At 66.3% G+C, this 26,456-nt stretch carries 19 protein-coding genes; 10 read left to right on the plus strand and 9 right to left on the minus strand.

Going from position 1 to position 26,456, the window contains the following annotated elements:
- Positions 1 to 80: 80 nt before the first annotated feature.
- On the plus strand, positions 81 to 563 hold the full coding sequence (locus N5D20_RS22230; RefSeq protein ID WP_197579371.1) for a LuxR family transcriptional regulator: 483 nt from the start codon (positions 81 to 83) through the stop codon (positions 561 to 563).
- 51 nt (positions 564 to 614) lie between these two features.
- Here N5D20_RS22230 and aceE read toward each other — a convergent pair whose 3' ends face one another.
- The 3 genes from aceE to N5D20_RS22245 all read right to left on the minus strand — a co-directional run bounded on the left by aceE (position 615) and on the right by N5D20_RS22245 (position 3,931).
- On the minus strand, positions 615 to 3,287 hold the full coding sequence (gene aceE / locus N5D20_RS22235; protein ID WP_197579372.1) for a pyruvate dehydrogenase (acetyl-transferring), homodimeric type: 2,673 nt from the start codon (positions 3,285 to 3,287) through the stop codon (positions 615 to 617).
- A gap of 245 nt (positions 3,288 to 3,532) precedes the next feature.
- Complete coding sequence (locus N5D20_RS22240; protein WP_279914367.1) at positions 3,533 to 3,712, minus strand: hypothetical protein; 180 nt, start codon at positions 3,710 to 3,712, stop codon at positions 3,533 to 3,535.
- A gap of 30 nt (positions 3,713 to 3,742) precedes the next feature.
- The gene (locus tag N5D20_RS22245; protein ID WP_279914368.1) at positions 3,743 to 3,931 is read right to left on the minus strand and encodes a hypothetical protein; all 189 of its coding nucleotides are present in this window, start codon (positions 3,929 to 3,931) and stop codon (positions 3,743 to 3,745) included.
- A 38-nt stretch (positions 3,932 to 3,969) separates the two neighbouring features.
- On the opposite strand from N5D20_RS22245, the gene N5D20_RS22250 reads away from it, so the two are divergent.
- The 4 genes from N5D20_RS22250 (at position 3,970) to N5D20_RS22265 (ending at position 10,185) form a co-directional block, all read left to right on the plus strand.
- A complete protein-coding gene (locus N5D20_RS22250) occupies positions 3,970 to 4,485 on the plus strand; it encodes a sigma-70 family RNA polymerase sigma factor (RefSeq protein ID WP_049434751.1) in 516 nt (171 codons plus the stop codon).
- Positions 4,482 to 5,504, plus strand: a complete 1,023-nt coding sequence (locus N5D20_RS22255; RefSeq protein WP_197579373.1) for a FecR domain-containing protein — start codon at positions 4,482 to 4,484, stop codon at positions 5,502 to 5,504. Before N5D20_RS22250 ends, N5D20_RS22255 begins: the two co-directional genes overlap by 4 nt.
- A gap of 141 nt (positions 5,505 to 5,645) precedes the next feature.
- Positions 5,646 to 8,579: a TonB-dependent receptor gene (locus tag N5D20_RS22260; RefSeq protein ID WP_197579374.1), complete on the plus strand. Its 2,934-nt coding sequence runs from the start codon at positions 5,646 to 5,648 to the stop codon at positions 8,577 to 8,579.
- A 10-nt stretch (positions 8,580 to 8,589) separates the two neighbouring features.
- Positions 8,590 to 10,185, plus strand: coding sequence for an alkaline phosphatase D family protein (locus N5D20_RS22265; RefSeq protein WP_197579375.1), 1,596 nt, complete (start codon positions 8,590 to 8,592; stop codon positions 10,183 to 10,185).
- 100 nt (positions 10,186 to 10,285) lie between these two features.
- On the opposite strand, the gene N5D20_RS22270 is transcribed toward N5D20_RS22265, so the two are convergent.
- Positions 10,286 to 12,394 carry a phospholipase C, phosphocholine-specific gene (locus N5D20_RS22270; RefSeq protein WP_197579376.1) on the minus strand — a complete coding sequence of 703 codons (2,109 nt, stop codon included), beginning with the start codon at positions 12,392 to 12,394 and terminating at the stop codon, positions 10,286 to 10,288.
- Positions 12,395 to 12,402: 8 nt separating this feature from the next.
- Positions 12,403 to 14,781 (minus strand): TonB-dependent receptor, encoded by a 2,379-nt coding sequence (locus N5D20_RS22275; protein WP_197579377.1) that lies wholly within the window; start codon positions 14,779 to 14,781, stop codon positions 12,403 to 12,405.
- Between the two features lie 150 nt (positions 14,782 to 14,931).
- On the opposite strand from N5D20_RS22275, the gene N5D20_RS22280 reads away from it, so the two are divergent.
- The gene (locus N5D20_RS22280) at positions 14,932 to 16,458 is read left to right on the plus strand and encodes an OmpA family protein (RefSeq protein WP_197579378.1); all 1,527 of its coding nucleotides are present in this window, start codon (positions 14,932 to 14,934) and stop codon (positions 16,456 to 16,458) included.
- Between the two features lie 12 nt (positions 16,459 to 16,470).
- Here the strand turns inward: N5D20_RS22280 and N5D20_RS22285 are convergent, their stop codons facing one another.
- On the minus strand, positions 16,471 to 17,397 hold the full coding sequence (locus N5D20_RS22285; protein ID WP_197579379.1) for a c-type cytochrome: 927 nt from the start codon (positions 17,395 to 17,397) through the stop codon (positions 16,471 to 16,473).
- Positions 17,394 to 18,740 (minus strand): cytochrome c, encoded by a 1,347-nt coding sequence (locus tag N5D20_RS22290; RefSeq protein ID WP_197579380.1) that lies wholly within the window; start codon positions 18,738 to 18,740, stop codon positions 17,394 to 17,396. Before N5D20_RS22290 ends, N5D20_RS22285 begins: the two co-directional genes overlap by 4 nt.
- 183 nt (positions 18,741 to 18,923) lie before the next feature.
- Here N5D20_RS22290 and N5D20_RS22295 point away from each other — a divergent pair, with 183 nt between their 5' ends.
- Positions 18,924 to 20,042: an alpha/beta fold hydrolase gene (locus N5D20_RS22295; RefSeq protein WP_197579381.1), complete on the plus strand. Its 1,119-nt coding sequence runs from the start codon at positions 18,924 to 18,926 to the stop codon at positions 20,040 to 20,042.
- Between the two features lie 82 nt (positions 20,043 to 20,124).
- Here the strand turns inward: N5D20_RS22295 and N5D20_RS22300 are convergent, their stop codons facing one another.
- Positions 20,125 to 21,264, minus strand: a complete 1,140-nt coding sequence (locus tag N5D20_RS22300) for an MFS transporter (protein WP_197579384.1) — start codon at positions 21,262 to 21,264, stop codon at positions 20,125 to 20,127.
- Between the two features lie 184 nt (positions 21,265 to 21,448).
- On the opposite strand from N5D20_RS22300, the gene N5D20_RS22305 reads away from it, so the two are divergent.
- Positions 21,449 to 22,144 carry an alpha/beta hydrolase gene (locus N5D20_RS22305; protein ID WP_197579382.1) on the plus strand — a complete coding sequence of 232 codons (696 nt, stop codon included), beginning with the start codon at positions 21,449 to 21,451 and terminating at the stop codon, positions 22,142 to 22,144.
- 132 nt (positions 22,145 to 22,276) lie between these two features.
- On the plus strand, positions 22,277 to 24,475 hold the full coding sequence (locus N5D20_RS22310) for a TonB-dependent siderophore receptor (protein ID WP_197579383.1): 2,199 nt from the start codon (positions 22,277 to 22,279) through the stop codon (positions 24,473 to 24,475).
- Between the two features lie 115 nt (positions 24,476 to 24,590).
- On the opposite strand, the gene N5D20_RS22315 is transcribed toward N5D20_RS22310, so the two are convergent.
- Positions 24,591 to 25,292 carry a pirin family protein gene (locus N5D20_RS22315; RefSeq protein ID WP_049434728.1) on the minus strand — a complete coding sequence of 234 codons (702 nt, stop codon included), beginning with the start codon at positions 25,290 to 25,292 and terminating at the stop codon, positions 24,591 to 24,593.
- A 140-nt stretch (positions 25,293 to 25,432) separates the two neighbouring features.
- Between N5D20_RS22315 and N5D20_RS22320 the strand changes: the two genes are divergently transcribed.
- Entirely contained in the window at positions 25,433 to 26,353 is a 921-nt protein-coding gene (locus N5D20_RS22320; protein WP_049400457.1) for a LysR family transcriptional regulator, read from the plus strand.
- Positions 26,354 to 26,456 lie beyond the last annotated feature (103 nt).

The following is a 26,456-nucleotide window of genomic DNA, read 5'->3' on the forward strand; positions in this document are numbered from 1 at the left end:
CTGCCGCAGGCGCGCAGCATTCGCCCTGCTGCCCCCATCACGCGTCACGCAGCGCTTTCTTCACTGGAACGGAGCAACGTATGAAACTGTTGTCCGCTGTGTTGTTGTCTGCGCTTTCGCTCTCCGCCGTTCCGGCGCTGGCGGTGGAAGCTTCGTCCTCACCGCTGCTGGGGCGCTGGTCGCTGGATATCGCCACGTCTGCGCTACCCGAAGCGCAGCGCCCGAAGCACGTGGTGCTCGAGTTCAAGGACGCCGGTGCGGGTCGCTGGAGTTCACACGTGGACATCGTCCTGCACGATGGCAAGACCATGAAGTCCGACGGCATGCTGGCGCTGGACGGCACGCCGGGGTCCTTGTCCGGTACTTACGGCGCGGACAAGGCCAACCTGAAACTGCCGGCGCCGAACACCCTGGTGATGCAGCTGGTGGACCACGGCACGCCGGCCTCCACCCGCATCTATACCGTGGCGGCCGACCGTACGACGATGACCGAGACCAAGGCGTTCTACGGTCACGATGGTACCCCGATCCTGCAGACCAATCTGTTCAAGCGGATACCGTAGCGGCGACGCCTGCACCACGCCCGCACAGCGGGCGTGGTGAATGCAGCAGCCTTATACCGCAGCCGGGTCGCGCTTGCCGGTGTCGATGCCGTACCTGTCGATGGCCTCCTGCATCCGCGAGCGTTCGATGCGACCTTCGTCAGCCAGTGATTTCAGGGCGGCCAGCACGATGAAGTGGCGATCCACTTCGAAGAAAGTGCGCAGCGATTCACGTGTATCGGAACGGCCGAAGCCATCGGTGCCGAGTGAGGTGAAGCGGCGGTCGTTGATGAAGGGACGGATCTGGTCGCCTACGATCTTCATGTAGTCGGTGGCCACCACCACCGGGCCTTCATGGCCCTGCAGGCACCGCTGCACGTAGGGTACGCGTGGCTCCTCGGCCGGATGCAGCAGGTTCCAGCGTTCGGCGGCCAGGCCGTCGCGGCGCAGTTCGGTCAGGCTGGTGGCGCTCCAGACATCGCTGGCGACGCCGAAGTCCTGCTGCAGCAGTTCTGCTGCGGCTTCCACTTCGCGCAGGATCGAGCCGCTGCCCATCAGCTGCACGCGTGGCTGCGAGGCTGTATCGGCGGCTGCCGGATGCAGCAGATACAGGCCCTTCAGGATGCCCGCTTCCACGCCCTCCGGCAGTGCCGGCTGCGGGTAGTTTTCGTTGAGCACGGTGATGTAGTAGTAGATGTCTTCCTGGTCGACATACATGCGGCGCAGGCCGTCATGGATGATCACCGCCAGCTCGTAGTTGTAGGTCGGGTCGTAGGACACGCAGCTCGGAATCACCGACGACAGCACGTGGCTGTGGCCGTCATCGTGCTGCAGGCCTTCGCCCATCAGCGTGGTGCGGCCCGACGTGGCACCGAGCAGGAAGCCGCGGGTACGCGCATCGGCAGCGGCCCAGGCCAGGTCACCGACACGCTGCAGGCCGAACATCGAATAGAAGATGTAGAACGGAATCGTGGCCAGGCCGTGGTTGCTGTAGGCGGTGCCGGCGGCGATCCACGAACAGATCGCACCGGATTCATTGATGCCTTCCTGCAGGATCTGGCCGTCCTTGGCTTCCTTGTAATAGCTCAGCTGGCCGGCATCCTGCGGGGTGTACAGCTGGCCCAGGTAGGAGTGGATGCCGATCTGGCGGAACAGGCCTTCCATGCCGAAGGTGCGCGATTCATCGGGCACGATCGGAACCACCAGCTTGCCCAGTTCCGGGTCTTTCAGCAGGCTGGTTAGGATGCGCACGAAGCCCATGGTGGTGGACTGGCCGCGATCGCCGCTGCCCTGCAGCTGGGTGTTGAAGATCGACAGCGGTGGCAGTGGCAGCGGATCGACCTTGGCCAGGCGCGCCGGCAGCTGCCCACCCTGGATGCGGCGGCGCTCGGCGAAGTAGGTGGCCTCGGCGCTGCCGGGTTCCGGGCGCAGATAGGGCATCTCCTCCAGCTGGTCGTCGCTGACCGGCAGGTTGAAGCGGTCGCGGAAGGCGCGCACCGCATCGGCGCTCATCTTCTTCAGCTGGTGGTTGATGTTCTGGCCTTCGCCGGCTTCGCCCATGCCGAAACCCTTGACCGTCTTGGCCAGGATCACTGTCGGCCGGCCGCGGGTGTTCACCGCCTGCTGGTAGGCGGCGTACACCTTCTGCGGATCGTGGCCACCACGTGCCAGCGCCCAGATGTCGTCGTCGCTCATGTGCGCGACCCGCTCCAGAAGCTCGGGATAGCGGCCGAAGAAGTGCTCGCGCACGTAGGCGCCGCTCTGCGACTTGAAGGTCTGGTAGTCGCCGTCCACGCATTCCATCATGCGCTGGCGCAGCAGGCCGTTGTGGTCGCGGGCCAGCAGGTCGTCCCAGCCGCTGCCCCAGATCAGCTTGATCACGTTCCAGCCGGCCGCGCGGAAGGTGCCTTCCAGTTCCTGGATGACCTTGGCGTTGCCGCGTACCGGACCGTCCAGGCGCTGCAGGTTGCAGTTGACCACGAACACAATGTTGTCCAACCGCTCGCGGCCAGCCAGGGAAATTGCCGCCAGCGATTCGGGCTGGTCCATTTCGCCGTCGCCGAGGAAGGCCCAGACCTTGCGGCCCTGGTGTTCTTTCAGGCCGCGGTATTCCAGGTAACGCATGTAGCGCGCCTGGTAGGCAGCGGTCAGCGGGCCCAGCCCCATCGATACGGTGGGGAACTGCCAGAACTCCGGCATCAGGCGCGGGTGTGGATACGAGGACAGGCCTTCGCGGCCGGCTTCGCGGCGGAAGTTGTCCATCCGTGCCGGATCGATGCGGCCCTCCACGTACGCGCGGCCGTAGATGCCCGGCGCCGAATGGCCCTGGATGTAGATCATGTCGCCGTCGAAGGTGTCGGTGCGGCCACGGAAGAAGTGATCGAAGCCGACGTCGTACAGCACCGCCGCGGACTGGTAGGTGGCGATGTGGCCGCCGACGTTGGAATGCTTGCCGGCACGCAGCACCATCACCATCGCGTTCCAGCGGATCATCGCATTCAGGCGGCGCTCGATGGCCAGGTCACCCGGGTAGGCCGGCTGGCGTTCGGGCGGGATGGTGTTGACGTAGGCAGTCCAGGCACGGGTATGCAGGTCGCCGTGCTGCTGCGCGTCCAGATCGCTCAGCTGGTCGATCAGGTAGTGCGCGCGCGGCCGGCCGCCGGCCTGCATCACCGCCTCCAGCGATTCACGCCACTCCTGGGTTTCCAGTGGGTCGGTATCGAAGGGAATGAGGGCTTGGTTCATGGCTGTCTCCAGAGGGCGCCGGTCGGACTTCTGCCTGGGCGACAACACCGGCAGGGCGCACAGCACTGGAGCGGGGTCGCAACGGCGGGGGCCGTGACGCGAAGGGCGACCGTGGCGGCCACCGAGAAGACAAGCGTAGGCCTGCCCCCCGGGCTTCGGTAGGCGGGCGGGGCTTGGGTCTCTGGCAAGCAAGGGTTGGTGCCGTGCGCCGTATCATGGTCGGACGCGTTGGGCACGGCCGCTGATCAGGCCGGGAACAGCCCAGGCAGGAACATCGGGATGATCGCCACGCCGACGCCCAGCAGGCACCAGGCGACAATGGGCAGCCAGCGCGCCAGGCGTTGGGCGGGTTCCGGTGCGCGACGGCCGCCGATCCACAGCAGCAGCGTGAGCACGCCCAGTGCGTAGGCGAGGGCGACGATCACCGGATGCACATGGATGACCCGGCTGGGCGGCTACATCTGCTGCTGGTAGGTGGTGGTGTGGGCGACCAGCAGCAGGAACAGCAGGCTGCTGAGGGTGTTGATGGCGGTGCGTGCGTTGATGGGAGCACTCCTTGTGCTTGCTGCCGGGACAGTGCAGGGGCGGCATTCTAGCGGCTGCCTGCCGGAGGTTGAAACGCCACTGTCATCGATGGCGGTCACCCTGCGGGGCTTTCCAGCCTTGGGGTGGTTGGCCGGCCGTGAACAGCGTGAGGATCTGGGAGAAGAGCTACGCGTTGCGGCGACGACTGCTGCGTGGCTTCTTCCTGCGCCGCGGTTCGGCCAGCGAGGATGCCGAAGACCTGGCGCAGGAGGTTTACCTGCGGCTGCTGCGCAGCACCGGCGAGGATGCCGATGCGGTCGAGAACCCGGAAGCCTACCTGTTCACCGTGGCGGCCAACCTGGCGCGCGAGCATGCGCGCGCGCGGTCGTCGCTGCCGCCGCTGGAAGATGTCGATCTGCTGGCCGAAGTGCTGAAAAGCGAAGAAGACATCGAAGGCGAATTCGAGCGTGCGCAGCGCTGGAACGATATCCGCACCACCATCGCACGACTGCCTGCAACCACGCGGCGGGTGATGGAGCTGCATTACCGCGATGGGCTGGATTGCCCGGCAATCAGCCAGCAGCTGCAGGTGTCGGTGCACATGGTGCGCAAGCACATCGGCAAGGGGCTGGAGGCCTGCAGGAAGGCGCTGGGCGCCAGGGAGCACACATGAACCGGAACTCTTCGCCCGTGGCCGACGACACGCTCGCCTGCGAGGCCATGGACTGGTTCCTGCGCAATCGTGACGGAACACTGGGCGAGGCCGAGCGGGTTGCGTTTCTGGACTGGATGAAGCGCTCGCCGGAGCACGTGCGCGCCTATATGCACGCCCTCGCGCTGCACCGGCAGGTCGGTGAGGCGCTGCAATCGCCGTTGCCTGAAGAGGCGCCGGTGCCGCCACGGCAGGCAGCCGCCAAGGTGGTGCCGCTGTTCGGTAGCGCGCACGCGCCGCCGCGCGTTGCGCCGCATCGCGGTCGCGTGCGCTGGTGGGTGATGGCCGCCGCAGCCTGTATCGCCCTGCTCGGTGTGGGCCTGGTTCCGCAGCTGATGCCCACCGAGCAGCTGTACAGCGCCGACCATGGTGAACTGCGTGAGCTGGTGCTGCCCGACCAGACCCAGGTGCGGCTCAACGCGGACAGCCGCCTGCGGGCACGCATGGGCTGGTTCAGCCGCCGAGTGGAGCTGCTGCAGGGCGAGGCCACGTTCGACATCGCTCCTGACCGGCGGCCCTTCGAGGTACAGGTGAACGGGTTGCAGATCCGCGATATCGGCACGGTGTTCGATGTGTCCCGACGGTTGCAGGGCACGCGTATCGGCGTGGTTTCCGGCGAGGTGGAGGTATGGAGCCAGGGTGCGGATGCCCGACGTCTTGCGCAACTGGGCGAAGGCCGGGTGGTGCAGGTCGACGCGCGCAGCCATGCGGTGGAGTCGCTGGATGTACCGTTGTCGATGCTGCTGGACTGGCAGCAACGCAAGGTGTCCTTCCTGGATGAGCGGCTGGACGAGGTAGCCGCTGCCTTCAACCGGCACAACCAGGTACAGGTGCGCGTGCTGGACGAAGGCGCGGCATCGGCACGGTTGTCGGGCAGTCTCGATGCGCATCGCATCGGTGCGCTGCAGGCCTTCCTCGAACGCGACCCGCGTTTCGTGGTGAGGCGCGAAGGCGACACCGTGCGGGTTGGCAGTCGCTGAGGCCGACGTGGCCGTGGACTGTCAGAAAAAATTCATCGAATCCGCGTTCTCCACTTCGGTGGATGCGGGCTCTTACTTGGGAGAAGCCGCTGCCGAGCTACGCAGCGGCGCCTGCTGCCTTCTCTCTTCCAAGGACCCGTGATGCGCAACACGCTCTACCTGTCGATCATCCTCGCCCTGTCTCCCTGCAGCGTGCCGCTGGCGGTCGCGGCCACTGCCGATGGCCTTGAGGCCCGCGTTTCGGCGCCGATCGCGGCGCAGCCGTTGGCACGTGCACTGGAGCAGTTGTCGCGCAGTTCCGGGGTGCAGTTCCTGTATTCGGGCAGTGGAGAAGTGCACATGGCCGGCGCGGTGCCGCGCGGTGCCAGCGTCAAGCAGGCGCTGGACGCGCTGCTGGCAGGGACCGGTCTGGGCTACACCGTGGTCGATGGCAACGTCATCGCCATCGATCCAGCGCCCGCACGCAACGAGCCGAAGTCGGCCGCGCCGAGGCCGCGCGAGGCCGAGGCGGTGGTCGCGCCGACCCTGGACACCGTCAAGGTGATTGCCGCGCACGAGGTGATCGACCAGAAGAAGACCTCGCCGGTGATCAAGGATTCGGTGGTCTACGACGAGATGGACAGCTACGGCGACGAGACTCTGGCCGAGAGCCTGATGGCCGCTCCAGGCCTGAGCGCGGTGGAGGATGCCGGTGAGCCACGTTACGTGACCGTGCGCGGCGTACAGGCCAACCTCAACTACACCACCATCGATGGCATCGCGATTGCCAGCGTGGGAGGCAGTGGCTCCGGCGAGCGCATGAACAACCTGCAGCTGATTCCCAGCGACATCGGCACCCGTACCGACATCTACAAGAGCTTCAGTGCGGAGCAGGCACCGGATGCGATCGGCGGCGTGATCGACATCATCAGCCGCAGTGCTTTCGACCGGTCCGGCAAGTACGTGTTTGCCGATGTGGCAGGCATCTATTCCACCGCCGAGACCAACGTCGAGCGCAGCGCTGGCGGCAACCACGAGACCCTGGGTCACTTCGGCAAGAGCGCCAAGATGGTGTTCTCCAACCAGTTCGGCGCCGACCAGGAATTCGGCATCGTTGCGGTGGCGCGCTATGAACAGCGCTCGCGCAACAGCGTCAAGCGCTGGGTGGAGTCGAACTACTACTACAACGATGCTGGCAAATACCTCACTGACGGTACCACGGGTCCGGACGAGGCCAAGGGCTGGAACGGGCTGCGTGCGCCTGGCAACTTCAGCACCGGCACCTATACCAACTTCATCACCAACTTCGGCGGCTCTGCCAAGCTCGAGTGGAAGCCCTCGGATGATCCGTTCTACGCATCGCTGCTGCTGTACTCGTACCGGTTCTACGAGAACTCGACGATGAACAAGACCGATCTGTACGGCAATGCCAAGTTTCCGATCCGTAACCAGACCGGGGACAGCGGCACCACCCAGATCAACAGCATCTACATCAAGAACCGGCACGACCGCTGGGACCGCAACAACCGCGGTGCCATCGCCAGCTTCAACTGGGATATCGGTGATCGCTCGCGGCTGACCCTGCGCGGTGGCCACACCGAAGAGACCTTCCACAACAACCAGGTCTACTGGGGTGTGCGCGCCTACCCAAGCAATCTGTTCGTCGACTACGAGAACGACAGCCACGGGTTCCCCAACGCGGTGGCGGTTTCCGATTCCAGCCTGCTGACCAGCTCCGCGTTCAAGCTCAATCCGGCGCAGGCCTATGTCTCCCCGCGCGATGCCAAGGAGAGCATCGACAACCTGCGCGCGGATTTCAGCTACAACATCGACGCCGATGCGCGTGGCTTCGGCCTGGCCACCGGCGCCGAGTACCGCCATCTGAAGATCTGGCAGGACATCGACTTCGACTACTTCAAGAGCAATGCCACGCTCAACGATTACCTGTATCCGGGTTCGACGCTGCTGGGCAGCGTGCCGGGCTTCCCGCTGGTCGACAACCGCAAGTGGAACGAGGAACTGCTGCCGAAACTTGGCAGCAACAATGCGGCGTATCCGAATGCCAACTTCACCAGCGACTACAAGTATGTGGAGGACATCACCAATGCCTATGTATCCGCGCACTACGCCTGGGACCGGTTGCTGCTGATCGGCGGCCTGCGCTACGACCACACCCGCTTTGATGCCTACAGTCCATTCAGCGACGATGGTGGCACCACCTATACCTCTGCCTTCCGAACGACCAGCGGTGGCTACAACAATCTGCTGCCCTCGTTGAACGCAACCTTCAAGCTCACCGAGGACCAGCGCCTGCGCTTCTCCGCCAGCCGCACGCTGGGCCGGCCGGCGCCGAGCAACATCGCCCAGGCCACCAGCACCAGTTGTGGCGATGACGAGGAGGGCAGGGGCTTCTGCACCATCAAGCAGGGCAATGCCGATCTGCAGCCGCGACGTTCCACCAACATCGACCTGGCGTGGGACCTGTACTTCAACGGCAACAACGGCCTGGTCTCGGTGGCGCTGTTCGACAAGGTGATCAAGGACGACATCTACACCCTGACCACCTTCGAGAACGTGGGTGACACGCGCTACCGGGTGACCCAGCCGATGAACACCGATGAGTCCACGCTGCGCGGCGTCGAGTTCGCGGTGGCCAACCGCAACCTGCAGTGGGGCCGCCAGCGCTTCGACATGTACTTCAACGCCACGCGGCTGGAAGGCCAGACCAACTACCGCATCAGTGATGGCACCGAGCGCCGCCTGGACCGCCTGCTGTACCAGCCGGACTGGTCGCTCAATGGCTCGGTGATCTGGCGCATGCCGTGGAAGAGCGCGCAGCTGCGTTTGTCCGGCACCTACCGCAGCAGGATGCTGGTCGACTTCGGCGACACCCAGTGGCTGGATTCCTACTACGACCCGTACATGACCTTCAACATGGGCTTCAGCCACAAGGTCAGCAAGCACGTGACGCTGAAGTACGAAGCCAAGAACCTGTTCAACACCCAGCCGACCTACAGCACCGGCCCGAACGGGCGCTTCCGTACCGAGATCGACGACTACGGCCGCTTCTTCTACTTCCACATCATCTACAACTGAGGGCGCAGCCGTGGAGACAATCAATCGCAGGCGATTCCTGGCCCTGGCCGGCCTCTCTGCCGCCGGTGCCTGGATGGGCATGGCGGACGCGCTGGCCGCGCAGACCGATGCCACCGCGCTGAACCCGCGCAATCTGCTGGCGTCGCCGCGGTTCGCCAGCACGCCGTTCACCCTGGGCGTGGCCTCGGGTGATCCCTCGGCCGATGGCATGGTGCTGTGGACGCGCCTGGCGACCGAACCGCTGGTGTTCGGCGGTGGCATGCCGACCCGGCCGATGGCGGTCGAGTGGCAACTGGCAGCAGACGATGGCATGCGCAAGGTGGTGCGCCAGGGTTCGGCAATGGCGCATCCCGAACTCGGCCACGCCGTGCACGTGGAGCTGGACGGATTGGCGCCCGGACGGCCCTACTGGTACCGCTTCACCGTAGGCGGCCACGCCAGTGCGGTCGGTTGTACCCGCACGCTGCCCGAAGCCACGGCCGCAGTGGATCGCGTGCGCTTCGCGGTGGCCGGTTGCCAGCACTACGAAGAAGGCCACTACACCGCGTGGCGGCGCATCGCCGAGGAACCGCTGGATTTCGTCTTCCACTACGGTGATTACATCTACGAAGGCGAAAGCCAGCCGGGCCTGCGGAAGATGAACGGCCAGCCGTTCACCAACCTGCGCAACCACGTCGGCCCGCAGATCTACACGCTGGATGATTACCGCCGCCGCTATGCCCAGTACAAGAGCGATCCCGACCTGCAGGCCGCGCATGCGGCGGCACCGTGGTTCGTCACTTTTGACGACCATGAAGTGGACAACAACTGGGCCGGTGCCGAAGACCAGGATGACACGCCCAGCGAAGTGTTCCTGCTGCGTCGCGCACAGGCGTTCCAGGCCTACTACGAGAACATGCCACTGCGTCGCTCGGCATTCCCGCGCGATGGCCACATGCAGATGTACCGACGCGCACGCTACGGCACGCTGATGGATCTGCACCTGCTCGACACCCGCCAGTACCGCAGCAAGCAGGTGAACATGGCGTTGCGTGAGGAGGTGGAATCGCCAGAGCGCAGCATTGTGGGGGTGAAGCAGGAGCGCTGGCTGTTCGACGGCCTGGCCGATGCCGCACCACGCTGGCACACGATCGCCCACCAGGTGGCACTGGGCAACTACATGCGCGAGAAGGACGGCGTGGTGCAGTCGTCCGACGACCAGTGGTCAGGCTATCTGGACAGCCGCCGGCGCCTGCTTGACCACATCCAGAAGGTGGGCTTCGGCAACGTGGTGACCGCCTGCGGCGACGCGCATCGCCACTATGCCAGCGATCTGGTGCAGGACCACCGTGACTCGGGCGTGATCTCCAGCGAGTTCCTCGCCACGTCGATCACTTCCGGCGCCGATGGCCAAGGTGTGGACGCGTATGCCAGGAACCAGCTTGCGCACAGCCCCTATCTGAAGGCGACCACCGACAAGCGTGGCTACGTGCTGTGCGATGTCACCCGCGATGCGTGGATCGGCGACATGAAGACGCTGGATACCGTGATGCAGCCGAATGGCGCGGTGCAGAGCTGGAAGCGCTATGCGGTGGAGCATGGCCGGCCGGGGCTGCAGGAGACCTGAATGTACCGGTCTACCCTGTAGAGCCGAGCCCATGCTCGGCTGCTCTTCGATAGCTGACCGGAAAAGCAGCCGAGCATGGGCTCGGCTCTACAGAGATCCTTCAATCGTGCTCGAAGCGCAATGGCTCGCTGCCCATCGCCGGATCACTGGTGCCGGGGCGCCCATCCTCGGCGCGGCCGGCCAGGCGCAGGGCACTGTCGCCCGCACCGACGAGCAGGTCGTACCAGCCTGCGGTGGGCGTTGCGTCCCACGCCAACGCGGTCTCTGCATGTGCGGGCAGCACCAGCGTCTGCTCGGGCATATGCCCGGCATAGGCGCCAGGCTGCACACGCACCTGCTGCGCGCTGTCACCCAGATTGTGCAGGCGGAGCCGCAGTTGGCCATCCGCACGATCGGTTGAAGCCTGCACGGCAGGACCCGTGGCCGCTCCCTGGAAGTGGCGGTGGAAGCCGTTCGGGCCCAGCAGCCACAGGTCATAGCGACCCTGGGCGTCCAGCGGCCAGCGCTCGCGCAGCGGCATGCCCGGCAGCAGCGTGTAGCGGCGTGGCACCGCATCCAGCCGCAGCCGGTCGTAAACATGCAGCACTGCTGCTGCGCCTTCGCAGGACAGCGCCAGATCCACACCCGAGGCGTCGACAGCGGCAATCGATGCCTGCGGCCGGTAGGGCAGGGCACGCGCCGGGCGCACACCGCTTTCCTGTTTCGCCGGCTTCAGTCCCTCGGGCAACGCGGGCACGGTGCGTCCCGGCAGGGCGGCGGCACGCGCGGCCACCGCGCTCACGTCCGGCAGGCCGCGTACGAACGGGCGGGTATCGCGCTGGGCGAAGTCGAAAGCGTTGCTCAGGTCACCGCAGACCGCGCGGCGCCACGGCGAGATGTCCGGTGCGGCCACACCGAAGCGACGTTCGATCAACCGTATGACCGAGGTGTGGTCGTACACCTGCGAATCGACCCAGCCACCGCGGCTCCACGGCGAGATCACATACAGCGGCACGCGCGGACCCAGCCCATATGGGCGGCCACGCAGTTCGGCGAGGTCGTACTTCTCGTCGCCCGGTGCCGGATGGTGGTGGTACTCGCCCTCGGTACTGACCGAAGACGCACCGGCCCAGCCGGTGCCCAGCGGTGAAGGCGGTGCCGGTGGCGGCATGTGGTCGAAGAAGCCGTCGTTCTCGTCGAACATCAGCAACAGCGCGGTGCGGCTCCACACCTCTGGATCGGCGGTCAGCGCGTCCAGCACGCGCGCGGTAAAGGCCGCGCCCTGGGCGGGGCTGGAGGGGCCGGGATGCTCGCTGCCGGCCGCGTCGGCGATGATGAAGCTGACCTGCGGCAGGCGCCCACCGATCACGTCCTGGCGCAGCTGCGCCAGGCCACGGGTGCTGACGCCGCGTGCGCGCAACTGCGGGTCATGCCCCGGCGCGGCGCGATGGGCCTGGCGGAATACCTCGAAACCGGCCAGCGGGTTGTCGGTGAAGTTGTCGGCCATGTCCTGGTAGATCTGCCAGGACACGCCGGCGTTCTGCAGGCGCTCGACATGGCTGGTCCAGCGGTACGACGCCGGGTGCCCGCCCTGTTCGGGGAAATTGTCGTGCGAGTTGGCGATCACCGGGCCGCCAGCACGCGCGTGTGCATCATTGTGGCCGGTCCACAGGAACACCCGGTTCGGGTTGGTGCCGGCCTGCATCGCGCAGTGGTAGGCGTCGCAGATCGTGAAGGCATCGGCCAGGGCGAACTGGAACGGCAGGTCGCTGCGCTGGAAGTAGCCCATCGAGTGGTTCTGCTTGGCCTTCGGCCATTGCCCCATGCGCCCGTGGTCCCAGGCACGCTGTGCGTCCGGCCAGGTGTGCGGTGTGCCCTCCACCCGCATGTAGCCGAAGTGCGCGGCGGTATCCAGCGGGAACGGTGCGATCGCGCGCTGGCCGCTGGCATCGGGTTGCAGCCACAGGCTGCGGGTGCGGCCGCTGGCCTGCAGCGCCGGCGCAGGGGCCACGAAGCGGTCGCCGAAACCACGTACCCCCGGCAGCGTGCCGAAGTAGTGGTCGAACGAACGGTTCTCCTGCATGAACACCACGATGTGCTGCAGGTCTTCCAGGCTGCGCGTCTGCGCGGCGGGGGCGATCGCTGCTGCCCGGGCAATGCTGGGCAGCAGCGGGGAAAGGCCGGCGGCAACGCCGGCCTGCAACAACCGGCGTCGGCCGATATCAGTCACGGGCTCACTCACAGGTCCACGCGGAAGGAGATGCCGACGGTGCGCGGGGCGCCGATGAAGGCATTGTCGCGGCCGTCCACCCCTGCAAGATACCGCTTGTCGGTGAGGTTGCTCACCACCAGGTTGGCGCCCATGCCCTTCAGGCGTGGCGACAGCCCCTGCAGGTCGAAGCCGATGTTGGCGTTGAACACGGTGGCGGAGGGCAGCTTGTTGACGTTGGCGGCATCGAGGTAGCGCGTGCCCAGGTAACGGCCGGACAGGCCGAAGTTCCAGTTCGCGCCCTGCCAGTCGGCCGACAGCACCAGGGTGTTTTCCGGCTGGCCGATCACCTTGGCGCCGTCGACGATGCCCAGCTGGGTATCGCGTGCTGCATCGCCACTGCCCAGGTACTTGGAGCGGTTGTAGGTGTAGGCGGCGTTGAGCCGCCAGCCGTTGTCCCAACCATAGCCGAACGCGGCTTCCAGGCCGTTGCTTTCCACGCCGCCGAAGTTCTCGTAGACACCATCGGTCTCGCCCAGGTAGTCGATGCCACTGACGAAACCTGCCGGCAGATAGACGATGCGGTTGTCGAACTTGATGTTGTACAGCGTGACCGAGGCGGTCAGCGGCCAGCGGCTGATGCGCATGCCCACTTCGATGTTGTCGGCGGTTTCCGGTTCGACGTTGCGGAAGCGCTGCGGGTCGGTCTCACCGAGCACACCGGACGGGATGGCGGCGAAGTTCTGCGAGAAGCCGGCGAACAACTCCATGCCTTCCACGCCTGGCGCCCAGGTGAAGCCGGTGGACAGCAGCGGATCGGACCTGGAATCGGAGGTCACGTGCTCGCTGGCACCGATCACGCGGCGGCGCGACTGGTCGACGAAGAACTGCTTCACGCCCAGGCGCGCGCTGAACGGACCGAAGCGGGCCACGTCCTCGACGTAGTACATCTGCTCGTCGACCTTGTACTTGTCCTCGAACTGCACCCAGTACGGCTGGTGGTCGAAGTCGATGCTCTGGCCGACAGCGAGCAGGCGATGCCAGTCGCGGCGCGCCGAACGGTCCAGCTTCTCCACCCACAGGCCGCCACGGATGGTGTTGTCGACCGCGCCGAAGGTCTGTCGCCACTCGACGTCGGCGGTCACGCCCATGCGGTCGTTGTCGTAGTGGGTATGGCGATACGACTGCGCGCCCAGCACATTGCCGGCGTAGCAGTTCGGATCGTACTCGGCGGTGAAGCCCCGCCGCGGCGTGCAGCTGGCCAGGCGCTGTGCGGCGCTGCCATCGGGATTGACGAAGAAGATCTGGCCACGGTTGCTGCCGCCGTACACGGTTTTTCCACCGATGTACTCCGACTCGGGGCGGCCCGCGCCATCGTCGTTGACCTGCGCCAGGTACGGCGGCAGCCAGTCGCCGCGGCCCTGCATGCGGTGGCCATAGGCGGCCACCGAGGCTTTGAAACCATTGCCGCCGTCAAAGGCCGCACGCAGGTAGCCGAAGGTGTTCTCACGCAGGGCACGTGAACCGGAGCGGTAGTTCTGGTCCAGGTAGGGAATGCCGGTGAGGGTGCCGACCAGGTTGTCGCGCTCCGGGTTGGTTGCGAAGCCCTTCGGCGAAACACTGGTGTATTCGGGCTCGTCGGCATCGTTGTAGGACAGGTAGCCGGTCAGCGTCCAGCGATCCAGTTCGGTGATGAACTTGCCGGCGATGTGGTCGTTGCTGGCGTGGCCGGTGCCATCGATCCAGTCGTGCACCTTCGACGAGGAGGCACTGACCCAGGCGCGGGTGTGGCCGCCGAGCTGGCCGGTGTCGTAGCGCACGTAGTACTTGCGTGCCTCGTTGTCACCGGCGCCGACTACGAAGCGCAGGCGGCTGTCCTGCAGCGGGTCGCTGGTGAGGAAGTTGAGCGTGCCGCCCAGCGCCTCGTTCGAGCGCGAGGAGATATCAGCGGTGCCCTGGCTGACCTCCACCGTCTCCAGGTCGAGGGTGTCGATGTAGCGGTTGGCCAGCGAACCGCCACCGTAGCCGGAGCCGCCGTTGGGCAGGCCGTCGATGGTGGTGCCGATCTGCTGCGTATCGCGATTGGTGACGAAGCCGCGCATGCTGATCTGCGTGCCCCATACCGAAGAACCCGTGGCATCGGCTTCACTGACCACCACGCCGGGTACTTCGTTGAGCGCGTCGTTGACGCTGCTCATCACGGTCTGCCGGTTCAGCGTTTCCGCGCGCACCGAGGTCTTGGCGTAGCTGGTGGCCTGGCCGATTACCTGTACCTGGTCCAGGGTACGGGCATCACTGCTGCGCGCTTGGCCCGTATCGCCCTGCGGTGCTTCGGCCAGGGCGTCCAGGGCGGGGGCGATCAGCAGGGCCAGCAGCGAGACACGGGGAAAACGCGCAATTGTTCGCATCGAAACCGGACCTTCAGAGGGAGGAAACCCCGGAGTGTCGGCAGCGCCAATGACATCGGCATGACGTGGCAGCGCAGGAACGATGGCACTGTGGGGGCGGTCACGGCCTTCGGGTATGCTCGGCGCTTCAATGGACCTGAGGTGGTGGCGATGCAGAAGCGATCGAAGATCTGGCTGGGCGGTGCAGCCCTGGTGTTGCTGGCAGGATGCAACGGGGCGCCCTCGGATGGAGAGGTGGCACCGCCTGCGCCAGCCACGGCGGATGAGACCGCAGCAGCGGCCGCCGCCCCAGTCGGTTCAACAGCCGCCGCCGATGGCGCCGCACTCACCGACCGTGAGGGCAAGGCTGTGCCGCTGGTGTCCTTCGACCCAGCCAGCGTGCCGCTGAGCGACGCCCCGCTGGGCAAACTGCCGTTCTTCAGCTTGCCGCAGGGCTATGCGTCGCAGAACGCCCACCCACGCGCCTGGGCGCGCTTCCCGTTCCGGATGGGCAACGGCGTGCATTGGGTGGAAGGCCCGAGCTGGTCGGCACGTATCGTGACCGACGGCGATGGCGCACCGGACAAAACGTTTTCCGCACTGGAAGTGCAGCGCAACTTCGACGGTGTGATCACCGCCGCCGGCGGCCGCAAGGTTTTCGAAGGCGCGCTGCTGCGCGACATCTACTACGGCCCGCAGCTGGAAGGCGAGATCGGAGGTGGTTTCATCGATGCGGTGAACGGTGAGCAGGAAGCTCCCACTACGGTGTACGTGCTGCGCCAGGCCAATCGCACCGTGTGGGTGCAGCTGGCAGTGGACAGCAATGGCGCTGGACTGGTGGTCGTGGATGAAGTGCCGTTCAAGGCCACCGCGCAGTGGTCGGACAGCTTCCCGCACCTGTCCCCGCCGGCCGGTTATCGTGACCGGAACAAGCCCGAGCAGCGTGATTTCGATGCCTTCCCGTTCTGGACCGGCGATCAGTTCGAACAGGTTGAGGGCCGCACCTTCGCTGCCGATTTCGACAAGGGCGAGCGCGAGTACTCGATGCATGAAGTACGTCGCAACCTGCAGGCGATGATGGCCCAGGTCAACGGCACCAAGGTGTTCGAGGGGCGCATCCCGCACGAAGCGGCCGAGGGCGTGCCGAAGCAGGTGCAGTCGTCCTACGGCAATGCGGCCAGCTACAGCTGGGACAACTACGACACCGTGGTCTACCGTGTCGATCTGGCTGATGGTCGCCAGGTGTGGGTGCACGCGCGCCTGGAATACCTCAGCGCAGGCTGGGTGGTGGCCGAGCGCAAGGGCTTCACCCAGACCGCGGCGCTGCTGCCGGCCGATGCGTTGAAGAAGAAGCTGGACAGCGACGGCCGCGTGGCGATCCAGGTCAACTTTGCCACCGACAAGGCGCAGATCCTGCCAACGTCCGAACCACAGCTGGCGCAGGTGCTGGACCTGCTGCGTGCCGATCCCTCGCTGAAACTGTCGATCGAAGGTCACACCGACAACAGCGGTGCCGCGGCACGCAACCGTAGCCTGTCGGAGGATCGCGCGGCCTCGGTGGTGGCCGCGCTCACCGCAAAGGGCATCGCCGCCGACCGCCTGCAGGCGGCCGGCTTCGGCGCCGACAGGCCGGTGGCCGACAATGGCAGCGAGGAAGGCAAGTCGCGCAATCGCCGGGTCGAGCTGGTCAAGCGCTGACCCACGGGGTGCTCAGTATCGCGCGTCCTTGGGTTTCGGGTCGCGCGGCCAGTCCTTGGCCTTGTTGGCGAAGTCCGGCCGGGGCTGGTTGATGAAGTAGCTGGCGATGTCCACCGCATCCTGGTCGGGCATCGCCTGCTGGCCCAGTGGTGGCTCGCGGGTCACCGCCGGCGGCATGTTGTGCTTGACGAAACCGGCGGCCTTGTAGAGGCGTGCCATGCCGGCGCCGATGTTGAAGCTGTGGTCACCCCACAGCGGCGGGAAGGCGATGTCACCGCTGGCGTCGCGCCGGCCTTCGCCGTTGTCGCCATGGCATGCGGCGCACTGCACGGCGTACAGCGCCTGACCACGGATCGGGTCCGGGGTCAGCGTGCTGTCGATGGGCCCCTCACTGGGGGCGGCCACCTTTGCACCCTCTGGCACAGGACTGCTCAACCACGCCATGTAATCGAGCATCGCGCGCATCTGCGGCGAGTCCTTCGGCAGCGGTTTGCCGTTCATTGAACGCTGCAGGCAGCCGTTGATGCGCTCGGTCAGCCCGATCATCTTGCCCGGGCGCGGCATGTAGCGCGGATAGGCGCCGCCGCCGGTATTGAAGTAGTGATTGCCGAACGGCCGCTTGCCTTCGGCCATGTGGCACGAGTTGCAGTTCAGATCGTTGCCGACATTGTCCGGCAGCAGCCGTGCGGTCTCGTTGAGGATGCGGCGGCCGAGCATCACCGATTCGGCATTGCCGAGCCCGGCGATCTCTTCGGCGCTGGGTGCGTGGTAGTGGCCGACCACCTTGCCCTGCGCATCGAGGATATCGATCGTGCTGGCCACGGCGGCATCCAGGTCCGGGTACAGGTGGCGATAGGCGAGGGTACCGGCGCCGACCAGCACCACGAGGCTGATCGCACTGCCGATCAGCAGGCGGGAACGCGTGCGCGAACGCTTCATTGTGCGGCCTCCTGCGGAACATAGTGCACCGGCTTGTCGCGCACCACCCGGCGCATGCGCGCCACGTCGACCTCGCTCACCGCGCTGGCCTGGTTGCCCCAGCTGCTGCGGATGAAGGTCAGGATCTGTGCCAGCTGCGCGTTCGGCAGCTGCTCGAAGCCCGGCATGGTGAAGGCCATGCGGTCATGCGGGGTATGCGGCGTGCGGCCGCCGATCAGGGTCACCTGCACCAGCGAGCTGGGGTCATCGGCGAACACGATCGAGTTGCCGGCCAGGGCCGGATAGACGCGGGGCATGCCGCGCCCGTCGGCACGGTGGCAGGCCTGGCAGTGCTCGGCATAGGCCAGCGAACCGGCGACACGATAGTCGCCGCTGCGCAGTGCGGCGGTGGTGGTGTCGGTACCGGGGGACCACTGCGCACTGCGGCCCTCACGCGCTGGCAGCTGCTTCAGGTAGCGGGCCATGGCCAGCAGGTCGGCGTCGGACAGGTACTGCGTGCTGTGCTCGACCACGTCGGCCATGCCACCGAAGGCCGCCGATCGATCGGTGCGACCGGTGCGCAGGAAGTCGACGATCTCGCCCTCGCTCCAGCTGGCCAGGCCGGTCGATTCATTGCGCAGGTTCTTCGCATACCAGCCTTCCAGCACCGAGCCGGACAGGAACTGGCGGCTGCCATCATCGGCCATCGCCTTTTCCTGGAACGCCAACCCACGTGGCGTGTGGCAGGCGCCGCAGTGGGCCAGGCCTTCCACCAGTTCGGCGCCGCGCTGCTGGCTGGCATCCAGCGACGGATCCGGGTTGAACGTGCGCGGGCGTGCGAACAGCAGCTGCCACCAGGCCAGTGGCCAGCGCATGTTGGCCGGCCACGGGATCGTGCTGTCGGCGTTGTCCTGCTTCACCGGTTGCACCGAGCCCATGAAGTAGGCGTACAGCGCCTTGATTTCGGCGTCGCTGGCGATCACGTACGAGGCGTACGGCATTGCCGGATACAACGGCTGCCCATCGTGACGGATGCCGCGACGTACCGCGCGCTCGAAGTCGGCGTAGTCGTAGGCGCCAATGCCCGTATCCGGATCGGGCGTGATGTTGGTCGAGTAGATCGTACCCATCGGCGTCTGCATGCCGAGGCCACCGGCGAACGGCTTGCCGCCTGGCGCGGAGTGGCAGGCCGCGCAGTCGGCCGCGCGCGACAGGTACTGTCCCTGCGTGATCAGCGTCGGATCGTGGATGTCGACCTGAGCCGTCTGTCGCGGTGCGAACCAGTAAGGCGTGGTGCGGGCGATGCCGTAGGCGGCGGCCAGCGTGGCGGCCAGGGCAATGGCGAGCTTGAACGAGGTGCGCATGGCGGCACTGTGGGCACTCCCGCGCGCGCGTTCATTGATCCGGATCAATGACTGAACGGATACAGCTTTTACACCAAGCTGAATCGTTCCTGCGTTGTCATCAAGCCGTCATCCGCGCGCGATAGATGGCCCACGCCCGCGTCGCTAACCTGCAACGCTGTCGCACCCTTTCCCCGATTGCCCATGAAGCGCCTGCTGCTGCTGTTGCTGGCGTGCGCCGGCCTGTGGCTGGCTGCATGCTCATCCTCGATCAACGCCTCGTCCACCTCGCTCGCCGACCGGCTGATCGCACCGGGTGGCGTATCGACCCTGCTTGATCGCCCGCGCATTGCCGCGGCCATCGCCGAACTGCCCAACCGCCACGGCTTCGCGCCGGGCCGCGATGGCGTGCCGATCTTCTGGCGTGTGTTCGATCCCGGTGATTACGGCGCGCGTTACCACTACCTGCCGCAGCGCCACGAGAACGGCCTGCCGCTGGATACCGGCCTGAGCCTGGCAGTACCGCAACCGTTCCGCGCGCAGGCACCGCGCGGCACCGTGGTGCTGCTGCACGGCTGGATGATGAATGGTGATTCGATGCTGCCGTGGTCGTTGCAGCTGGCCGAATCCGGCTACCGCGTGGTCACGCTCGACCTGCGCAACCATGGACAGTCCGGCGCTGGCCCGTCCGGCTATGGCACCTATGAATCGGATGACGTGGTCGATGTGATCAGCGAGCTGCGCGCACGTGGTGAAGTGACCGGCCCGCTGTACCTGTTCGGCGTGTCGTATGGCGCGGCCACGGCGGTATTCACCGCCGACAAGCTCGGCGACCAGGTGGAAGGCGTGGTGGCGATGGAATCGTTCGCCAATGCGGGTGTGGCGATCCGCACGATGATCCCGCACCTGATGGGACTGCAGCCGGAAGGCCTGAAGGCGCAGGCGGTGGCATCGTACGCGCGCTGGCGCTACGGCGGCCAGGACATCAACCAGGTGATCGCCGCCGCCAGCCGCCGCATCGACGTCGACCTGGACCGCGTGGATGTAGCGCGCGCGCTGGCCGATACCCGCGCCTGCGTGCTGCTGCTGCACGGGCAGGGCGACCAGCACATACCGGTCAGCCAGGGCCGTGAACTGGCCCAGGCCAATCCGCGCGCGCACTACATCGAGATGCGCGGCGAGGACCACATCACCCTGCCGCTGCGGCTGGATCTGCTGGCCGGAGTGGTCGGCGACTGGATGGCGCGCGACGAGCACCATCCGCAGAGCGCCTGCCCGGCACCGCAACTGCCGGCCCAGGCCGAGTGGCTGACGCGCAGCTGAGAAAAGGGGACGGAGGGGATTAAGTCGTTTCCAGCCCAGGTGTGCAGGAAACGACTTAATCCCCTCCGTCCCTTTTTTTCTGTCAGGCCACCCGTCGTGCCAGTGATCGCGCGGATGCGGCTACGCCCAGCAGCAGCGCGGCCACGCACAGGAAGGCGAAGCCGAGGCTGGTGCCGTGTGCCAGTGCACCGATCGCTGCCGGGCCGGCGAGGATGCCGGCGTAACCCAGCGTGGTCACCGCAGTGATGGCGATGCTCTCCGGCATTACCCGCTGCTGGCCGGCCATCGAGAACAGTGCCGGCACGATATTGGCGCAGCCCAGCCCGACCAGCACATAGCCCGCCAGCGCCACCGGGAACGACGGTACCAGCGTGGCCAACGTGAACCCACCTGCGGCGGTGATGCCGCCGAAGACCAGGGTGCGGGTCCGACCGAGGCGCTCGACGATGCCGTCGCCGAACAGGCGCATCGCGGTCATTGCCAGGGTGAACAGCGCGAAGCCGGCGCCGGCCTGGTCACGCGGCACCTGCCGCACTTCGGCCAGGAACACCGCGCTCCAGTCCAGCATCGAGCCCTCGGCGAGGAACACCACGAAGGCCAGCACGCCGATGAACAGCACCACGCCGTGCGGCAGCGCCAGCAGTGGGCCTTGGTGCAGGATCCGTTGCGGTCGCCAGTGCGGCGCCGACAGTACCGCAACCAGCAGCAGTGCCGCCACCGACACCAGCGCGGCCAGCCACAGCGGTGTACCCAGGATCAGCAGGCCGGTCATGCAGCCGGCGCCGACGAAGCCACCGATGCTGTAGAAGGCGTGGAAGCCGGACATCATTGCGCGCCCGGCGTCGCGCTCGACCGCGACCGCCTGCATGTTCATCGCACAATCCAGCGCACCGACGCCGGCGCCGAACACGAACAGGGCCGCGCCCAGCGCCACCGGCGAGGGCGCCAGCACCAGCAAGGGCAGGGCGCACAGCATCATCGCGCAGGTGATCACCATCACCCGTCGGCAACCCAGCCGCCCGGTCAGCGCGCCCGCCAACGGCATCGCCAGCAGCGAGCCGAGCCCGAGGCACAGCAGCACGGCGCCAAGGCTGGCGTCGGACAGCCCGGCCTTGGCCTTGGCGTAGGGCACCATCGGCGCCCACGCGGCGGTGGCGAATCCGGGAATGAAGAAGGCGGCACGGGTGGCGTGCTGCTGGGCACGTGGGGATGAAGGCGTCATGCGCGATGCGAAGCTCCAGGGGACTTTCATGAAAACGTTTTCAGGCCGGATCGGCAAGTGCCATGCGTGACATCGGGCGACGCATACGATTGCAGTGACCCGATCGCGTCACCAGCGATTAACGTCGCCCACGGACAGTGGCTGCACGGTCGGCACCCCGCCGGCCGCTGCCGGAGATCCGTACATGAGCACGACACCGACCATCCTCCTCGTCCATGGATTCTGGGGCGGGGCCGCACACTGGGCCAAGGTGATCCTGGAACTGCATCGCAACGGCCACGACCGTGTGCAGGCGGTGGAACTGCCGCTGACCTCGCTTGCCGACGACGCAGGACGCACCCAGAAAATGATCTGGCAGATCGACGGTCCGGTGTTGCTGGTCGGCCACTCCTATGGCGGCGCCGTGATCAGCCAGGCCGGAAACGAGCCCAACGTGAAGGGCCTGGTCTACATCGCCGCTTTCGCGCCTGATGCCGGCGAGAGCCCGGGTGGCATCACCCAGCAGCACCTGCCGGAGGCGGCACCGAACCTGGCACCGGACAGTGATGGCTACCTGTGGCTGCGTGCGGACAAGTTCCATGAGAGCTTCTGCCAGGATCTGAGCGAAGACGAAGGCCGGGTGATGGCCGTTACCCAGAAGGCGCCGCTGGCCAGTACTTTCGGCGATACGGTCAGCGAACCCGCGTGGAAGCACCGGCCGAGCTGGTACCAGCTGTCCCGCCACGACCGCATGATCGCGCCGGAAAACCAGAAGGCCATGGCCGCAAGGATGCAGCCCAAGCGCCTGCTGGAGCTCGATGCCAGCCATGCTTCACTGGCCTCGCAGCCGAAGGAAGTGACCGCGCTGATCCTGGAGGCCTGCGCCGCCATCGGCGGCTGATCCCGCGCCAGCACACCGCACGACAGCCGGGGCGCAGGGGAGTACACTCCTGCGCCTGCGGTCATCCGGCCGCTCCCCTCTCTTCCCTCCAGCCGCCGCCAGAGGATCCCACCCTATCGTGGAGGTCCCGCCGTGCTGTCTGTGCCTGTCCGTTTTCCGCGCTTGTTTCCGCGTCGCCTGCCGCTGCCGCATGCATTGGCTCAAGGCCTGCTGCTGCTTGCACTGAGCAGCGGCACCGCTGCTGCCCAGTCCACCCAGCACGAGGACAAGGCCAAACCGGCACCTGCCTCGCAGACCCTGCAGACCGTGCAGGTCACGGCCAACCTGCTCGGCACCATCACCGAGGGCAGCGGTGCCTACACGCCGGGCACCATCGCCACCGCTACCCGCCTGGTGCTGACGCCACGGCAGACCCCGCAGACCATCAGCGTGATCACCCGCGCACAGATGGATGACTTCGGCCTGCACGGCATCGATGACGTGATGCGGGTGACCCCCGGCATCAGCATCGTCACCTACGACAGCGAACGCACCGAGTACTACGCGCGTGGCTTCGCCGTGCAGAACTTCCAGTACGACGGTATCCCGATGTCGCGCGACTCGGCCTATTCGGCCGGCAACACGCTCAGCGACACCGCCATCTACGACCGCATCGAAGTGCTCAAGGGCGCCACCGGTCTGCTGACCGGCATGGGCGATCCGGGTGCGACCATCAACCTGGTGCGCAAGAAGCCAGGCAAGGACTTCGCCGGCAGTGCCTCACTGGGTGTCGGCCGCTGGGATGACTACCGCGCCGAGCTTGATGTGGGCGGTCCGCTGACTGCCGATGGCCGCGTGCGTGGCCGTGCCGTGGGCGCCTGGGAAGACAAGCGCTCCAACCTGGACAACTACCAGCGCACCAGCAAAGTGGGCTATGCCGTGCTGGAAGCCGATCTGGGCGAACGCACGCTGCTGTCGGTCGATGGCGACGTGATGGACAGCGACCCGAAGGGCTCGACGTGGGGCGGCATTCCGCTGCTGGACAGCGCCGGCAACTTCAACCGCATGCCGCGCTCGTTCAACAATGGTGCGCGATGGGCCGGCTGGCGCCAGTACGTGCGTACCGGTTTCGCTACGTTGGAGCACACGTTCGCCAACGATTGGATCGCCAAGCTGCAGCTCAACCACCAGGTCAACGGCTATGACGCCGCACTGGCCGGTGCCGCCGCTGGCAATCCCGATCCGTTGACCGGCGAGGGCGTCAGCCTGTGGCTCGGCAAGTACGTTGGCAAGACCGTCAGCAATGCCGCCGACTTCTATGTGAGCGGGCATTTCGGCCTGTTCGGGCGTGAGCATGAGCTGGTGGTTGGCGGCAGTGCCTCGCGCAAGCGCTGGACCAATACCGGCTACGGCCCGCAGGCGGGGTTCCCGGATACGCTGCCGGACTACCGCAGCTGGAATGGCGACATTGCCGAGCCGCAATGGCAGCGCAGCTACGACAACAATGAAGTGACCCGCGAGAACGGCCTGTACGTGGTCGGCCGCTTCGACGTGGCCGATCCGTTGAAGCTGATCGTCGGCAGCCGTCTGGCCAGCTACCGTTCGCCGGACACGCGCGAGACCGGCGTCTATGTGCCGTATGCCGGCGTGGTCTACGACCTCGGCGAGCACTACTCGGTGTATGCCAGCTACAGCACCATCTTCAAGCCGCAGGGTCAGCGTGACGAGCAGGGCAAGGCACTGGATCCACTGGAGGGCCGCAGCTACGAGGTTGGCCTGAAGGCTGAGTTCTTCGATGGGCGCCTCAATGCCAGTGCGGCGCTGTTCCAGCTTGATCAGGACAACTTCGCCCAGCCCACCGGCGGCAAGACACCGGATGGCCAGGATGCCTACCGCGCGTTGATGGGCGTGCGTACCAAGGGCTATGAGCTTGAAATGTCGGGCCAGCTGGCCGAGGGCTGGCAGGTGCAGGGTGGGTTCTCCCACAAGATCGCCCGCCAGGCGGGGACCAAGGTGACCACGCTGGAACCGGAGAACCAGTTCAGCCTGCACACCAGCTATCGCCTGCGCGGTGACTGGCAGGGGCTCACGCTGGGCGGTGGCGCACGCTGGCAGGATTCGACCTTCGGCGAGATCACCAATCCCGCCACCCAGGCCAAGGTGGTGCATCGCACGCAGCCTTACTGGTTGCTCGACGCGATGGCGCGCTACCAGTTCAACGATCGCCTGTCGGCCACGGTCAACGTCAACAACCTGCTCGACAAGCGGTACTACACGATCTTCAACTGGTACAGCACCTATACCTGGGGTGAGCCGCGCAATGTACGGCTGACCGTGAACTACAGGTTCTGACGCGGGTTTTGTAGAGCCGAGCCCACGCTCGGCTGGCTGTCAAACCCGAGCCGAGCATGGGCTCGGCTCTACAGAAAAGCGCCCGCGATGCTCTGCAGCATCGCGAGCGTTGTCGTTACAGCGGCAGGTCGAACACCAGCACTTCAGCGTCGTTGCCGTTTTCCAGGGTCAACTGCGCTTCGTCGCTGACCTGCAGCGCATCGCCGGCTTCCAGGGTGATGCCGTTGACCTGCAGCTGGCCACGCGCCACCTGCACATAGGCGCCACGACCGTTGCCAAGCGCATGGTGCAGCTTCTGGCCGCCATCGAGGATGGTGGCGAAGATGCGGGCATCCTGGTGGATGCGCAGCGAACCGTCTGCACCGTCCGGCGAGGCGATCAGGCGCAGCTGGCCGCGCTTGGTCTCCGGCGCGAAGTGGGTCTCCTCGTAGGACGGCGTGATGTTCTCGGTATCCGGGAAGATCCAGATCTGCAGGAAGTGCACGGTCTCGTCGGCCGAGTGGTTGAACTCGCTGTGGCTGACGCCGCTGCCGGCACTCATGCGCTGCACGTCGCCGTAGCGCAGCACCGAACCGGTGCCCATCGAGTCCTTGTGCTCCAGCGCGCCACCCAGCACGTAGGAAATGATTTCCATGTTGCTGTGGCTGTGGGTGCCGAAGCCCTGGCCGCCGATCACCTTGTCTTCGTTGATCACCCGCAGCGGGCCGAAGCTGACGTAGCGAGGGTCGTAGTAGTTGGCGAAGGAGAAGGTATGGCGCGAGGACAGCCAGCCATGCTCGGCCAGGCCACGGGTAGCGCTCTTGCGGATCTGCAGCATGATGGAATCTCCTTGTTCGATGGTTTCGATAGGGCGGGGTGGGCCGGTAGCCGCTGTGTTTCCCCGTTGAAGAGAAGTATCCGCTTGCGCCAGGGGTTTGAAAAACGGATAGTTTTGACAGCCATCATCGAAAAATTCGAATGCTCAAGCTCAGCCTCGATGCCCTGCAGATCCTGGATGCCATCGACCGCCGCGGCTCCTTTGCCGGCGCCGGCAAGGCCCTGCACAAGGTGCCCTCGACCATCTCCTACACCGTGGCCAAGCTGGAGGAGGACCTGGGCGTTCAGTTGTTCGACCGGGTCGGCCCGCGCGCCGAGCCGACCGAGGCCGGCCGCGCGCTGCTGGACGAGGGGCGGCACCTGCTGCGCGCCGCCCGCGAGCTGGAACTGCGGGTGCGCAGGGTGGCGTCGGGCTGGGAGACCGAACTGACCCTGGCGGTGGACTCGGTGTTCCCGACCTGGCTGCTCGGCCCGGACATCGCCGCGTTTCGTGAGGCCGAGGCACCGACCCGGCTGCGATTGATCGGCGAGGCCCTGTCCGGCACCTGGGAGGCTCTGCTGGACCGCCGTGCCGACCTGCTGGTCGGCGCGCCGGGCGAGGGCCCCAGCGGCGGTGGCTACGTGGTCGAGCCGCTGGGTACGGTGGAGTTCGTATTCGCGGTCGCGCCCGATCATCCGTTGGCTGCAGTGCCGGGTGTGCTGGGGCGCGAGCAGCTGGTCGAGCACTGCGCGATCGCGGTCTCCGATTCGGCGCGACGGCTGCTGCCGCGCACGGTGGGCCTGTTGATGGGGCAGGAGATGCTGACGGTGCCTGACATGGCCAGCAAGCTGAAACTGCAGTGCGAAGGCGTGGGCTTCGGTTTCCTGCCCGAGCCGTGCGCGCGCGCTGCGGTGGCGCGCGGCCAGCTGGTGATCCGTGAAGTAGAGGAGCACAAGCCGGAAGAGACCTTCTGGCTGGCCTGGCGCACCGGTGAAGATGGCGCGGCACTGCGCTGGTGGCGCGAGCGCCTGCGCAGGCCGGAGCTGCTGTCGCAGTGGTGGCAGTCAATGGCACGGGGTTAGGGGTACGGCAGGGCTGCGCCCTGCACCCGCCGAAGCAACAGCCACAGCCAAAGCCGAAGCAAAAGCTGGTTTCCTGAGGGATGGCGAGGTGGGTCCGGTTGCG

Origin of the sequence: Stenotrophomonas sp. GD03877 (assembly GCF_029840555.1) — a bacterium.
GTDB lineage: Bacteria > Pseudomonadota > Gammaproteobacteria > Xanthomonadales > Xanthomonadaceae > Stenotrophomonas > Stenotrophomonas geniculata.